At 37.8% G+C, this 14,558-nt stretch carries 15 protein-coding genes; 12 read left to right on the top strand and 3 right to left on the bottom strand.

Annotated elements, in window-relative coordinates:
- Positions 1 to 38: 38 nt before the first annotated feature.
- Positions 39 to 1,109 carry a peptide chain release factor 1 gene (prfA, locus tag SKC36_RS06310; RefSeq protein ID WP_109321993.1) on the top strand — a complete coding sequence of 357 codons (1,071 nt, stop codon included), beginning with the start codon at positions 39 to 41 and terminating at the stop codon, positions 1,107 to 1,109.
- A 154-nt stretch (positions 1,110 to 1,263) separates the two neighbouring features.
- Here the strand turns inward: prfA and SKC36_RS06305 are convergent, their stop codons facing one another.
- On the bottom strand, positions 1,264 to 2,292 hold the full coding sequence (locus SKC36_RS06305; RefSeq protein WP_459454042.1) for a sensor histidine kinase: 1,029 nt from the start codon (positions 2,290 to 2,292) through the stop codon (positions 1,264 to 1,266).
- 120 nt (positions 2,293 to 2,412) lie between these two features.
- Here SKC36_RS06305 and purB point away from each other — a divergent pair, with 120 nt between their 5' ends.
- The 10 genes from purB (at position 2,413) to rplS (ending at position 11,233) form a co-directional block, all read left to right on the top strand.
- Positions 2,413 to 3,777, top strand: coding sequence for an adenylosuccinate lyase (purB, locus tag SKC36_RS06300; protein WP_459465237.1), 1,365 nt, complete (start codon positions 2,413 to 2,415; stop codon positions 3,775 to 3,777).
- 4 nt (positions 3,778 to 3,781) lie between these two features.
- Positions 3,782 to 4,174, top strand: a complete 393-nt coding sequence (locus SKC36_RS06295; RefSeq protein WP_459454044.1) for a VOC family protein — start codon at positions 3,782 to 3,784, stop codon at positions 4,172 to 4,174.
- 205 nt (positions 4,175 to 4,379) lie between these two features.
- Positions 4,380 to 5,801 carry an anthranilate synthase component I family protein gene (locus SKC36_RS06290; RefSeq protein ID WP_459454045.1) on the top strand — a complete coding sequence of 474 codons (1,422 nt, stop codon included), beginning with the start codon at positions 4,380 to 4,382 and terminating at the stop codon, positions 5,799 to 5,801.
- A 6-nt stretch (positions 5,802 to 5,807) separates the two neighbouring features.
- On the top strand, positions 5,808 to 6,371 hold the full coding sequence (locus SKC36_RS06285; RefSeq protein ID WP_459454046.1) for an anthranilate synthase component II: 564 nt from the start codon (positions 5,808 to 5,810) through the stop codon (positions 6,369 to 6,371).
- A 3-nt stretch (positions 6,372 to 6,374) separates the two neighbouring features.
- The gene (gene trpD, locus SKC36_RS06280; protein WP_459454047.1) at positions 6,375 to 7,364 is read left to right on the top strand and encodes an anthranilate phosphoribosyltransferase; all 990 of its coding nucleotides are present in this window, start codon (positions 6,375 to 6,377) and stop codon (positions 7,362 to 7,364) included.
- A gap of 1 nt (position 7,365) precedes the next feature.
- The gene (gene trpC / locus SKC36_RS06275) at positions 7,366 to 8,154 is read left to right on the top strand and encodes an indole-3-glycerol phosphate synthase TrpC (protein WP_459454048.1); all 789 of its coding nucleotides are present in this window, start codon (positions 7,366 to 7,368) and stop codon (positions 8,152 to 8,154) included.
- Between the two features lies 1 nt (position 8,155).
- On the top strand, positions 8,156 to 8,773 hold the full coding sequence (locus tag SKC36_RS06270) for a phosphoribosylanthranilate isomerase (protein ID WP_459454049.1): 618 nt from the start codon (positions 8,156 to 8,158) through the stop codon (positions 8,771 to 8,773).
- A gap of 4 nt (positions 8,774 to 8,777) precedes the next feature.
- Positions 8,778 to 9,968 (top strand): tryptophan synthase subunit beta, encoded by a 1,191-nt coding sequence (gene trpB / locus SKC36_RS06265; RefSeq protein WP_459454050.1) that lies wholly within the window; start codon positions 8,778 to 8,780, stop codon positions 9,966 to 9,968.
- Positions 9,969 to 10,748 (top strand): tryptophan synthase subunit alpha, encoded by a 780-nt coding sequence (trpA, locus tag SKC36_RS06260; protein WP_459454051.1) that lies wholly within the window; start codon positions 9,969 to 9,971, stop codon positions 10,746 to 10,748.
- Positions 10,749 to 10,879: 131 nt separating this feature from the next.
- On the top strand, positions 10,880 to 11,233 hold the full coding sequence (rplS, locus tag SKC36_RS06255; protein WP_109322003.1) for a 50S ribosomal protein L19: 354 nt from the start codon (positions 10,880 to 10,882) through the stop codon (positions 11,231 to 11,233).
- Positions 11,234 to 11,686: 453 nt separating this feature from the next.
- On the opposite strand, the gene SKC36_RS06250 is transcribed toward rplS, so the two are convergent.
- Positions 11,687 to 12,295, bottom strand: a complete 609-nt coding sequence (locus SKC36_RS06250) for a Crp/Fnr family transcriptional regulator (RefSeq protein WP_459454052.1) — start codon at positions 12,293 to 12,295, stop codon at positions 11,687 to 11,689.
- Between the two features lie 307 nt (positions 12,296 to 12,602).
- Complete coding sequence (locus SKC36_RS06245) at positions 12,603 to 13,310, bottom strand: ABC transporter ATP-binding protein (RefSeq protein WP_459454053.1); 708 nt, start codon at positions 13,308 to 13,310, stop codon at positions 12,603 to 12,605.
- A gap of 155 nt (positions 13,311 to 13,465) precedes the next feature.
- Between SKC36_RS06245 and SKC36_RS06240 the strand changes: the two genes are divergently transcribed.
- Positions 13,466 to 14,497 (top strand): acyltransferase family protein, encoded by a 1,032-nt coding sequence (locus SKC36_RS06240; RefSeq protein ID WP_459454054.1) that lies wholly within the window; start codon positions 13,466 to 13,468, stop codon positions 14,495 to 14,497.
- The last annotated feature ends 61 nt before the right edge of the window (positions 14,498 to 14,558 follow it).

The raw sequence follows: 14,558 nt of genomic DNA, 5'->3' as shown, positions 1-14,558 counted from the left end.
GTTATCTTTGCGGGGAATTTTAAAAATATTATACGAGTATGTTGGAGCAGCTGGAGGCTATTAGGGAAAGATTTTTAGAGGTAGAGCAACAAATTGCCATGCCTGAAATCGTTTCTGATTTAAAGAAATTCAAAACTTTAAGTAAAGAATACAAAGATTTACAAAAGATAGTAGATCAATACATGGCCTATCAAAATTTACTAAAATCCATAGAAGAAGCGAAAGATGTTATTGCTACGGAGAAGGATGAGGATTTTAGAGATATGGCAAAAGCGGAATTAGAAACATTGGTTCCACAAGAAAAAGAAATGCAGGAGGAGTTGAAGGAAATGTTGATTCCTAAAGATCCGAATGATTCCAAAGACTGTATTCTTGAAATTCGTGGTGGAACTGGTGGTGACGAAGCTTCCATTTTTGCTGGGGATTTGTTCCGTATGTACCAGCGATATGCTGAGAAAATGGGGTGGACTTTTCAAATTATGGATTTTACGGAAGGAACTGCTGGTGGTTTTAAAGAGATTATTGTTTCTGTTCAAGGTGAAGATGTATATGCTAAACTGAAGTTTGAATCGGGAGTACATCGTGTTCAGCGAGTTCCTGCTACAGAATCTGCTGGAAGAATTCATACATCTGCCGCCACGGTAGCAGTTATGCCTGAAGCAGATGAAGTGGATGTTCAGATTAATATGAATGATATTCGTAAAGACACCTTTTGTTCATCAGGAGCAGGAGGGCAGTCGGTAAATACCACTTATTCAGCTGTGCGTGTTACCCACATTCCATCGGGTTTAGTTGTTCAATGCCAGGATGAAAGATCTCAAATTAAAAACTTTGACAAGGCAATGACTGTTTTGCGTTCGAGATTATATGAGATTGAGTTAGAAAAAAGAAATGCTGAAATAGCTGGAAACAGAAAGTCCATGGTGGGTTCGGGAGATCGATCAGATAAGATTAGAACCTATAATTATCCACAAGGTCGAGTAACGGATCATCGTATTGGTTTAACCGTATATAATTTACCCGTGGTGATGGATGGAGAGATAGCAGAATTTATTGAGCAATTACGTATTGCCGAAAACGCAGAGCGATTGAAAGAAGGCTCTATGTAAGCTAATATAAATAAAGTATTGAAACGGCCTTATTCTTCAGAATATGGCCGTTTTTTTATCAATTTCTTGATGAAAAAATAGAAACAAAAAGAATCTAAAAATTGTTAAAACGTCAACGCTGTCAAGGTTTTAAACCTTGACAGCGTTAAGATTTTTAGGCCTTTTCTAATTTGAATTGAAAGGATGTTCCTTTGTCAACTTTTGAGAAAACAGCAATTTTACTGTTATGTGCTTGAATGATGTGTTTCACAATGGATAAGCCTAATCCTGAGCCACCACTTAACTTGGCCCTACTTTTATCCACCCGGTAAAACCTCTCAAATAAACGAGGTAAATGTTCTGCAGGAACTCCAGGCCCATTATCTTTTACCATGATTAAAAATGCCTTTTTCTTCTCCTCCAAATGTACTGTTACCTTACCATCTTGATGGCCATATTTAATGCCATTATCAATTAAATTAACTAATACTTGGCTAATTCGCTGATAATCAGCTTTTACTAGAACGGGGCCTTGATGACCGATGAGTTTTAATTCAATGTTTTTAGTTTTTGCCTTGGCTTCTAATTGTTCAAAAATCTCTATTACCAATGGCTTTAAATCAAGGGCTCTTTTATCAATTTTGATGGCGCCTGTTTCAATTTGAGAAACCGTGAGTAAATCTTTCACCAGGATGTCCAATCCATCGAGACTTTTGGCAGCTTTTTCCAAAAAACGTTTTCTGATTGCTGGATCTTCTTCAGGATTATCCAATAGTGTGTGAACAAAACCTTGTGCGGCAAAAATCGGAGTTTTTAATTCGTGAGAGACATCCGCTAAGAACTCTTGCCGGTATTTGGCCGCTTTCTTCAACTCCTTAACCTCGTCTTCTTTGGTCGTTACATAAGAATTTAACTCCTCTTTCAATAATACAATCGGATTCTCTTTCTCGATTAATTGCTTACGTGGAATAACAGAAAAATTCTTCTTTTTAATCTGTTTGATGCGGTCGTATAATTTATTGACTTCCTTAAAAACTAGATTGTCCAAGGCAAAATAAATGACCGCACTACCAAAAATGAAAGAGCTAATAAAACAGACAAAAAGGATAGTAAAGTCGGTATTGGGTAAAAAGGAAAGAAAAGAGGTACATACCCCAGCAATGACAAAGGCCAATAAAAGGGAAAGGTATCTAGGGCTTAACATGCTGAAATTTTTGTTTTCAAGTTACGATTTAAATTTCTTTTGGGGGATCATTTTCCAATTGTTTTAGTATAATCAGGTTTTACGCACATTTTCGTACCTTTGCGCTTTACACAAAATACCATGGAATTAAATCGCTTAAGTGCCATCTCTCCCGTTGATGGTCGTTACCGAAAACAAACGGAAGTCTTATCTCCTTATTTTTCTGAATTTGGATTAATTCAATACCGTGTTCGAGTGGAAATTGAATATTTCATTGCTTTGTGCGAAATTCCATTGGCTCCCTTACAAAACTTTCCATCGGAAGCGATAGCGGCTTTACGTCAATTATACCAAAATTTTTCCGAGCAAGATGCCCTCTGGATTAAAGAGAAAGAAAAAGAAACAAATCACGACGTCAAGGCGGTTGAATACTTTATCAAAGAAAAGATTTCTGGATTTACGCAATTCGGTGACTTATCAGCCTATTTGGAGTTTATTCACTTTGGATTAACCTCTCAAGATATCAATAATACAGCTATCCCTGTTTCTATTTTGGAAGCGCATCGTGCGGTCCTATTACCTACTTATATTCAAGTTAAAGATCAATTGGCAGCTTTAGCTACTGATTGGAAAGATATTCCCATGTTGGCCCATACGCATGGTCAACCCGCATCTCCTACTCGTTTAGGTAAGGAAATCCAGGTATTTGTTGAGCGTTTAGATAGGCAATTGGAGTTATTATCTCAAGTACCATTTACAGGAAAATTTGGGGGTGCCACAGGTAATTTTAATGCCCACCATGTAGCATTTCCAACAATTAATTGGCCTGCATTTGGCGCTAATTTGTTAGAAAATAAATTAGGTATTCATCGTAGCAAATACACGACCCAAATAGAGCATTATGATAATTTGGCGGCTTATTTTGATGGCTTAAAGCGACTAAACACCATTTTGGTAGATTTGGCTCGGGATATATGGTCCTATGTTTCTATGGGATATTTCAAACAAAAGATCAAAGCTGGGGAGATTGGTTCTTCCGCCATGCCTCATAAAGTTAATCCCATCGATTTTGAAAATGCCGAAGGTAATTTAGCCATAGCCAATGCTTTATTGGAATTTTTATCTGCCAAATTGCCTATTTCGCGTTTACAAAGAGATTTGACGGATTCCACAGTATTAAGAAATGTTGGAACCCCTTTAGCTCATATTTTGATTTCCTTATCTTCTTTGCAAAGAGGCTTGGGAAAATTGGAATTAAATGAATCCAAAATTCACCAAGATTTGGAGGAAAATTGGGTAGTCATTGCCGAGGCGATTCAAACCGTCTTACGTCGGGAGTCATATCCAAAACCCTACGAAGCCTTGAAAGAATTAACTCGTCATCATGGAAAGATAGATCAGGGTGTATTTCAGCAGTTCATTCAAGGATTGGAGGTTTCTGAGGCGATCAAGGCTGAATTATTATTGATTTCACCTTTTAATTTTGTAGGTAGAGACGAAAACTAAAACCATGAATCAACGTTTAGCCCAATTATCTTTGGTGGTGAAGGACTATGATGAAGCCATTGCTTTTTATACACAAAAGCTAGGTTTTGAATTAGTAGAAGACACCATCATGAGTCCTACTAAACGCTGGGTTATCGTGAAGCCAGTGGGAGAGGGGTCTTGCCAATTATTGTTAGCTAAAGCCGCCAATGAAGAGCAGGAGTCTCGAATAGGGAATCAAACAGGTGGTCGAGTTTTCTTATTTTTACTTACCGATAATTTTGACCGTGATTACCAAGGTCTAATTAAAAATGAAGTTAAAATAGTACGAGAAGCAAGCATAGAGGAATATGGTAAAGTAGCCGTTTTTGCTGATTTGTATGGTAATTTATGGGATTTAGTGGAGAAGAATGCTTAGTTTTTTTAGTTTGAAATTTTGATTTACCATATTTCAGATTACATTTGCATCAAATTATAATAGAAATGACTAAAACAACGCACAACAAAAACTGGTGGCAAGGCTAATACTTCCTTGAACAGTTTTGCTGTGTGTATATGATATGTTTTACTCAAGGCTTGCTGTTCCCAGTAAGCCTTTTTATTTTAATTTTGTCGATAGCCTCATGTCCAGTTCAAATAAATTTACCATTCATACCACTAGGAAGACCTTGTTAGCTGATACGTTAACGCCCATTGGTATTTTCTTGAAAATCAGAAAAAATTATAAAAATTCTGTTATCCTTGAAAGTGCTGATTATCACGGTCGTGAACATGGTTTTTCTCATATTGCTTTTGATCCCGTAGCCAGTTTTGTTTTAGATCAACAGCTTGTTACTCAGCAATTCCCCGATGGTAGCGTAGAGACTTTCCGTTTGGAAAATCCGAAAGATGCTGTTAAAGTTTTACAGGATTTTTCTTCAAGATTTTCTTATCAAAAAGAAGTTGGTGATTCACCGATGGCCAATGGACTTTTTGGTCACATTAGCTATGATGCCGTTAGTTATTTTGAGGATATTCATATCCAAGATAAAAATCCAGAAACAGCTATTCCTTCCATTCGGTATTATGTGTATCGTTATGTGGTCGCTTTGAACCATTTCAATAATCAAATGACCTGGTATGCCCATAGTTATTTGGAAGGTCAAACGCCAAATCTGGATGCAGTTGCCTATCATTTAGAAATGCCTCATTATACCTTAGAGCCATTCAAGCGCGTAGGGGAGGAACAGAGTAATTTAACGGAAGCACAAACAGAAGAAATTGTCAATACTTGTATCAAGCATTGTTTGAGAGGTGATGTATTCCAAATAGTACCTTCCCGAAGGTTTAGTCAAACCTTTATTGGTGATGATTTTCAAGTATATCGGGCTTTGCGTTCAGTGAATCCCTCACCCTACTTGTTCTTTTTTGATTACGAGCAATATCGTATTTTCGGCGCTTCGCCTGAGAAACAAATTAAGATTGATCATGAATTGGCAGAAATTCATCCGATTGCCGGAACATTCCGACGAACAGGAGACGATGCTCGGGATGCGGAATTAGCTCAGGCGTTAATTGCAGACCCCAAAGAATCGGCTGAGCATGTTATGCTAGTGGATTTAGCTAGAAATGATTTGAGCCGAAGTGCAGACAACGTGAAAGTAGAAACTTTTAAGGAGGTGCAGTTTTTCTCCCATGTGATACATTTAGTATCTAAGGTGACGGGAACTTTACAAAAAGGGGTGAATCCATTACAAATGGTGGCAGATACCTTTCCAGCAGGAACCCTAAGTGGCGCTCCCAAACACAATGCCATGACAATCATCAATCGACTGGAACCTACCAACCGTCATATTTACGGGGGAGCCATAGGATTTATGGATTTTGAAGGCAACTTCAATCATGCCATAGCCATTCGCACATTTTTAAGTAAAGGGAATACCTTGTTTTATCAAGCTGGAATGGGGGTTGTTGCTAAATCTGTTGTGGCCAGTGAAATGCAGGAGATACATAATAAATTAGCGGCACTCAAAAAGGCCTTAGATGTAGCAGAAAATTTATCATAGGAAGCCATGAAAGTATTAGTAATAGATAATTATGATTCATTTGTATACAATTTGGTATACCTATTGAAAGAGATTGGGGCTGAAGTGGATGTATTCAGAAATGATAAAATTGCTTTGGAAGAAGTAAAGGCATACGATCATATTTTACTATCCCCCGGTCCTGGAATTCCTTCAGAAGCAGGAATTATGCTTGATTTATTGAAGGAATATGCCCCATCGAAACGAATTTTAGGTGTTTGCCTAGGTCATCAAGCCATAGCAGAATCTTTTGGCTCGAAATTGCAAAATATGGGCGAGGTATTGCATGGAGTAACGACCGAATGCGTGGTAACTGATCCAACCGAAAAATTATTTCTAGGTATTCCATCTCGATTTGAGGTTTGTCGATACCATTCTTGGACCGTTATCCCCGAAACCATGCCTTCAGATTTGAAAATTACTGCTGTGGATGATAAGGGATTTGTCATGGCGGAGGCGCATCAGAAATACGATGTTCGAGGTGTTCAGTTTCATCCTGAGGCTTATTTGACCCAGCATGGATTACAAATGATTAAAAATTGGATTCAATAAAACATGAAAGATATATTAAGTAAACGAGTTCAAGGGTATTCCTTAACAGAAGTAGAAGCCAAAGAGGTCTTGTTGCGCGTGGGTCAAGGAGGAATAAATCCTAGTCAAATTGCTGCATTTTTAGCCAGTTATTGGTATACACCTATTCAAGTTCAAGAATTAAAAGGTTTTGTTTCTGCCATGATGGAATTGGCGGTTACCATCGATTTGACAGAATTTGATGCCATGGATGTATGTGGGACTGGAGGGGATGGAAAAGATACTTTTAATGTGAGTACAACTTCTTCTTTTGTGGTGGTTGGTGCAGGGCAAAAAATCGCTAAGCATGGAAATCATGGTGTTTCTTCTGCGGTAGGCTCTTCCACTGTGTTGGAATTTTTGGGTGTTAAGTTTAGTAATGATCCAAGTTATTTAAAACGGAAAATGGAATCTTCAGGCATCTGTTTTTTGCATGCTCCCTTATTCCACCCTGCAATGCGTCACGTAGGTCCTATCCGCAAGGAGTTAGGAATGAAAACCTTTTTCAATTTATTAGGTCCTTTGATGAATCCAGCCTTGGTTACCAAACAATTAACTGGAGTTTATGCCAAGGAAGTGTATGATTTATTTGTACAATTTTATGATGCTGGATCTAAGAAATTTGGTATTGTTTTTGGGGAGGACGGTTATGATGAGATTTCATTAACCAGTTCATTTTTGTTGACAACGAAAGAAGGCGAAACTCGATACTTGCCCGGCGATTTCGGATGTGAAACCTTCCAATCACAAGAGTTGAGCGGAGGCTCCAATGTAGAGCAGTCAGCAGATATGTTGTATAAGATTTTACAAAGACAAGGTAGCCCTGCCCAAACTCAAGTAGTATTAGCCAATGCTGCCGCTGCTTTATTGGTAGCAGAAAAAGTTAGTAATTTGTCGGATGGTTATTTAATGGCCAAAGAATCCCTAGAAAGCGGTAGAGCCTTTCAAGTTTTCAAGAAATTTATCATGGATTAAGATGAGTATTTTAGCTACTATTTTAGATTCCAAAAGGAAGGAAGTTGCAGAGAGAAAGTCGCGTATTTCTATGCGTGAATTGGAAAAAACAGGATTTTTTGCGCGTCATTGTCATTCGCTATCCATGTCCTTAACTCAGCCTGCTTCTACGGGAATTATTGCTGAATTTAAGCGTAAATCTCCTTCCAAAGGAATTATTAACGATCGTTTATCCGTCGAGGAAGTAACCCAAGCCTATGCTGCTGCTGGAGCTGCTTGTTTGTCTGTATTAACGGATACTCCGTTTTTTGGTGGGACAGATGATGATTTTGAAAAGGCTCGTCGGGCCAATCCAAATACGCCCATTCTCCGTAAGGATTTTATGGTGGATGAATACCAAATTGTTGAGGCAAAGGCCATGGGAGCTGATGTGATTTTGTTAATTGCTGCTGCATTAAGTCCACAGGAAATCAAGCAATTCGGGACTTTGGCACGTTCTTTGGGGATGGAAACCTTATTGGAAGTACATGACGAAGAAGAATTGAAAAGAAGTTTAGGCGATTATATTTCGGTGGTAGGAGTTAATAACCGTAACCTTAAGAATTTTGCGGAGCAAAATGTTGAGGCATCCAAGCAATTGGCGGAAAAAATACCAGCGACATGCATTAAAGTTTCAGAAAGCTGCATTTCAGGGCCCTCCATCATACAAGAATTGAGGGGATATGGTTATAAAGGGTTTTTGATTGGAGAAAGTTTTATGAAGACCGATGCTCCAGGAAAGGCATTGTCAGATTTTTTAAACCAGGATTAATATGAAATGGAAGGTTTGTGGTATGCGAGACTTGGATAATATCCAAGAAGTGGCCAAGGCCAAGCCAGATTTTATGGGTTTTATATGGGCAGAAGCTTCGCCTAGGTATGTGGGAGAGGACTACATCATTCCTCAAGAAGTTTTGGGGGAAACTATTGCCGTGGGGGTGTTTGTTGACCGGTCTGTTGCAAGTATACTAGCATTGTCAAAACAAGCAGGCTTTAAATGGGTTCAATTACATGGAGAGGAGGGAGATGAAGAGGTAATTGCCTTACAAAAAGCAGGTATAAAAGTCATTAAGGCTATTTCAGTGTCAGATAAGTGGGATTTACAAGGATTGAGTGATTTGCCTGATTTTTATTTATTTGATACCAAGAAAGGAAAGCAAACAGGAGGTACAGGCCAGCGATTTGACTGGAATATTTTAGAAGCTTATACCTTAGATAAGCCCTTTATTTTGGCAGGAGGCTTATCAAAAGAGAATTTGGAAGAAGCGATGGAATTAAGTAAAAAATACCCGATTCATGCCTTAGATTTTAACAGTAAAATTGAAGTCAAAGCGGGATTAAAAGATGTACAAGTTGTACGAGAAATTTCGAAACGATTAGCAGAAAAATAGAGCTATGGCACTTATGTATCAAGTTGACGAAAAAGGTTATTATGGGGAGTTTGGCGGGGCATTTATTCCTGAAATGCTGTATCCCAATGTGGAAGAACTAAGAACGCATTACTTAGATATAATTTATGATCCATCCTTTCAACAAGAGTTTCATGATTTATTGAAAGATTTTGTGGGTAGGCCAACGCCTTTGTTTGAGGCTAAAAGATTATCTGAGAAATACCAAACGCAGATCTATCTCAAGCGAGAGGATCTTTGCCATACCGGTGCGCACAAAGTAAACAATACCATTGGTCAAATTTTAGTCGCTAAGAAATTAGGGAAAAATAAGATTGTGGCGGAAACGGGTGCAGGTCAGCATGGAGTAGCAACGGCTACTGTTTGTGCCTTGATGGGCCTAGAATGTATTGTTTACATGGGAGCTATTGACATAGAACGTCAGGCGCCTAATGTGGCCAGAATGAGAATGTTGGGGGCTACGGTGGTGGCTGCACAATCGGGTTCGAAGACCTTGAAAGACGCAACCAATGAAGCCATGCGCCATTGGATTAATAATCCGGTGGATACACATTACATTATAGGTTCAGTGGTGGGCCCGCATCCATATCCAGATATGGTGGCACGTTTTCAATCTGTTATTTCAGAAGAAATTAAAGCCCAATTGACTGAGAAAGTTGGGAGAAATTACCCTGATTATGTGTTAGCGTGTGTTGGAGGAGGGTCAAATGCTGCAGGAGCTTTTTACCATTTTTTAGATGAACCTAGAACGCAGTTAGTTGCTGCAGAAGCGGCAGGTCAAGGAGTTAGTACTGGACATTCTGCTGCTACGACTTTTTTAGGTAAGGCAGGAGTATTACACGGAAGTAAGAGTTTATTGATGCAAACGGAGGATGGTCAGGTGATAGAACCCTATTCTATTTCAGCCGGATTAGATTATCCAGGTATTGGCCCGATGCATGCTCATTTATTTAAAACCGGCAGGGCACATTTCTACGATATTACGGATGATGAAGCCTTAGTTTCGGCATTGGAATTAAGTCAATTAGAGGGAATTATTCCTGCATTGGAATCAGCTCATGCCTTGGCTGTTTTACCAAAATTACAGGCCAAGCCTGAGGAAATAGTGGTCATTAATTTATCAGGAAGAGGAGATAAGGATTTGGCTACCTACCAACAACGATTAAATTTATTATAGATGAATCGAATTTCAGCAGTTTTTGAATCGGCAAATGGGCCTATTTTAAATGTATATGCCACGGCAGGATTTCCTAAATTGGGAGATACCATGACTGTTTTGGAGGCACTTCAAGAAGGAGGTGCTGATATCATTGAAATTGGAATGCCCTATTCTGATCCTGTAGCAGATGGAGAAACCATACAGCAATCGAATCAAATTTCCTTGGATCAAGGTATGACGGTAGCTCTTTTATTTGAGCAATTGAAGGAGTTGAGAGAGAAAATTCAAGTGCCCGTTTTATTGATGGGTTACATTAATCCGGTATTGCAATTCGGGGTTGAGCGTTTTTGTCAAAAATGCCAAGAGGTGGGAGTAGATGGATTGATTTTGCCGGATTTGCCCATGGCGGAATATGAGTCAGAATATCAAGCTATTTTTGAAAGTTACGGCTTGTTTAATATTTTCTTGATTACTCCTCAAACGACTGACGAAAGGATTCGTCGGATTGATTCAGTAAGTCAAGGTTTTATTTATATGGTTTCCTCGGCCAGCACTACAGGAGCCAAAACGGGTATAAGTTCAGAGCAGGAACGGTATTTTGATCGAATCAATCAAATGAATTTGAAAAACCCAAGGTTAATCGGATTTGGTATTTCTGACAGAGAAAGCTTTTTAAAGGCTTCCTCATCTGCCTCTGGAGCCATCATAGGAAGTGCATTTGTGAAATTACTAGCAAAGTCTAGTCAATTAAGAGAGGATATTATAGCTTTTGTTAGGGGTATAAAAGGCTTGAATTAATTCACAATTTTTTGACTAACAGTTTTTTAGAAAAAATAAATTTTCTATCTTTGCAACCCAAATCAGTGAGCCTTATGTACGATTGGACCGCTAAGCACTGATAATCACCAAAGTTTGAACAAATTATTAAGATGAGTGATTTAATTAAATTAGTTGAAGCAGAAAATGCAGCTCGTAGAGCAGATCATCCTGAATTTGCAGCAGGAGATACTATTAATGTTCACGTAAAGATTCGTGAAGGTAACAAAGAGCGTATCCAGGTATTCCAAGGATTAGTTATTCAGCGCAAGAATTCAGGTGCTGGTGAGTCATTTACAGTTCGTAAAATCTCAAACGGAATTGGAGTAGAGCGTATTTTCCCAATCTTGTCTCCAAACATTGACAAAATTGAAGTATTACGTCGTGGTAAAGTACGTAGAGCTCGTTTATATTACATGAGAGGTAAGCAAGGTAAAGCGGCTCGTGTTAAAGAGAAGAAAAAATAAGAGGTTTGAATTCTTTGATATAGAAAGAGCTGCTCGCAAGGGCAGCTCTTTTGTTTTTGCCCAATAATTAGTTGATAATAAGTTTCACTTTTGTTCGATGCAGGGAAAAAAGAATAAATTTCTAGTTTTTGAGAGAAGTCATATACTTCCCTCAAAAACTAGAAATTTTTAGAGATTATTTGGTTAAGTAGAGTGAGCACGTAATAAATAATTTTTGAAACTAAAGCATAAATGCAATTGAAAGGGAAACTTAGATATTGAGTCACCCATTCTTTCATTTCTACAAATTATCATAGAACACAGGTTGCCATGCTTCACTCTATTTAACCTGAAAAATAGAACATCTTGAAACCACCCAAGATGTTGTAGCAAATTCTATGCTACAAAACTGCCAATTTTATCATGAAATTTTCTTGCGAAAAGGCAATAAATAAAATTGATAAAACGCAACAATCAGCTAATTAGAGATCCTTTTTCCATGATTTTTCTTCGGATTCGACTTAGTTCAGAAGGGCTCATGTTTAGAAAGGAGGCTTTATATTTATCCGGAACTTGCTCATCCAATTCTTTAAATGATTTACAAAAAGCTTCATATCGAATTTGTGTATTTCTGATATGTAGGAAAGAGGTAATTCGTTCTTGTTGAATAAGAATTTCTTGTAAAATGATTCGGCAAACGGTATTTGAAATAGGTAATTCTATGTAGGCTCTTAAGAGATCTTCTTTTTCGATATAGAAAACTTCCGACTTCTTTAAGGCATCAATACTAATTTCACTGGGTCTTTCATTGAAAAAACTATCTGGGGCAAAGCTGAATCTTCCTGGAAGCGTAAACCATCTGGATATGGGCTCTGTCTTTTCCATTTGTTCGACCCAAGAATATTCCCTTAATAATCCGGATGCTAGAAAGTAAAATTTGTTGTTAATGTCCCCTTCGGCTAAGAGGATTTGGTTTTTCTGAAAGGTTGCAAATTTAAAGTAGCGAGTAATTTCTTTTACTTCAGATGGTGGCATTAATTGATAGGAATTTAGGTAGGCTTCTAGCAGAGTTGAAGGCGTCATAAAATTTAAAATTAAAGTTTTGTATAAGAGAGTAGAACTGTATGCAATACATATATAACCGATAAATCAGACTTGATTTTCTTGTGATTAAATAAAGCGATAGGAAAGGTGGTAATTTAATCCTCAAGGAGTAATTGATTTATATCGCATAAGATATAAATCCTTTAGAGGATAGGCAATTTTGAATGTATGAAAGCTACCTATAAATTGAATTTCTTGCGTTTTCTCAAGAAACTGAAAGAAGAAAAAAACATAAGACCCTGATGTCTGTATATTATTGTTAATCAGGGCCTTATAGTGAGAGTTATCATTTGATAACTTTGCGTACATTTTGATTGATGGTATCAGATTCTATTAACCCATCTCTTAAACGTATGATACGGTGAGCATATTGAGCAATATCATCTTCATGGGTAACCATCACGATGGTATTCCCTTTTTTATGAAGTTGGTCAAAAAGATCCATGATTTCATAAGAAGTTTTGGTATCTAAGTTTCCTGTAGGTTCATCAGCTAATAAGATGGATGGCTCATTCACCAGGGCTCTCGCTACAGCTACTCGTTGCCTTTGACCACCTGATAGTTCATTCGGTTTATGGTTAGCTCGATTGTCAAGCCCAACGCCTCTTAGCGTTTCCATCGCGATTTCATTCCTTTCTTTTTTGGAATATCCAGCATAGATTAGAGGAAGGGCTACATTGTCTAAAGCCGACTGTCGGGGTAATAAGTTGAATGTTTGAAATACAAAGCCTATTTCTTTGTTACGAACAGCGGCTAATTCATTCTCGGACATTTCGCTTACATCATGACCATTTAAAATATACTTACCTGTACTTGGTGTATCTAAGCAGCCAACGATGTTCATTAGGGTAGATTTACCAGAACCCGAAGGGCCCATAAATGCTACATATTCGCCTTTATTCACTGAAATACTGATGTTTTTTAAGGCATCTATTACCTCTTCTCCCATCACATAGCGTTTGGAAATATTTTTCGTTTCAATAATTTTGGTCATAATCTCAGGAATAAAATATCTTAAAAATACATCCAATACCTGAAAGAAGTTTCACTTTTCTACAAAAGATACGCATCGTGGATAAAGTAGCGCTAGCAAGGATAAGAGGTTTATTGCTCAATATGTTTTAGCTTTGTTAGCCGTAGATTAAAGTGATGAAATACATACCAGCTTTGGATGGCATTAGGGCCATCGCCATCTTATTAGTGTTAATTTTTCATTGGTTTCCCACGAATCATTGGATTAATACGATCCCTAATGGGCCGGTTGGAGTAACGCTTTTCTTTGTTTTGAGTGGGTATTTGATTACATCCATACTATTAAGTCAGCGAGAGAAACATTCATTTGCGAAGGCATTTGGTAATTTTGTTGCTCGTAGAGCATTACGTATTTTTCCTATATATTACGCCGTATTAGCCTCATTGCTTGTTTTAAAAAAAGTAGGCATTCAAATCGTAAGTGATTTTTACCTACATCCGATTTATTATTGGTCCTATTTATACAACCATTGGTTAGAGCAAAGCCAAAATTGGTCAGATATGCTTTCGCCTTATTGGTCATTATCTGTGGAGGAACAATTTTACATCATTTGGCCGGTATTAATCTTAGGAATAGCCTCTAAAAGGAGTTTATTGGGCCTTCTTTGGGCTACAACCTTGATAGGTTTACTCGCAAGGTACATGTTAATACATCAGTATAGTGGCATCGGGGTTTATATGATTACCTGTGTTGATACGTTCGCTTGGGGTGCTTTATTGGCGTTTTATTTGAGAGAAGGGAAAGAAATACAAGTAAGGGCCCTAGCCAAATGGCTACTTCCATTGGCCTTTTTCGGATTTTTATGGACCTCATTGCTATTATCTGATGCTGATTTAGGTAAACAATTATTTTTTCGAACCTTTACCTCAATTCTTTCTGCTGGGTTAATTTTAGGCGCCATGAGGCCAGGTATTTTGGCTCAATTTTTATCGGTAAAACCCTTAAGGGAGGTCGGTAAAATTAGTTATGGATTGTATTTGTATCACATGGTAATACCTGATTTATTTTATCAGTTGGCAAATCGAATTCACCTCCCTATTCAAGATACATTTCATATCTATGGAATAATAGCCTTGTTTGTGGTTAGTTTTATCTCTTATTATATTTTCGAAAAGCCCATTCAATCACTTAAGCGATATTTTGTTTAAAACATTGGTTGATTATCAGTTTGTTGGTGTATAAAAAGGAAGGAAATTGATATTTTTGCCT

The sequence above is a fragment of the Aquirufa sp. OSTEICH-129A genome (assembly GCF_054558355.1).
The sequence above is the reverse complement of the archived record's forward strand: the minus strand, read 5'-3'. Positions and strand labels throughout refer to the sequence as shown.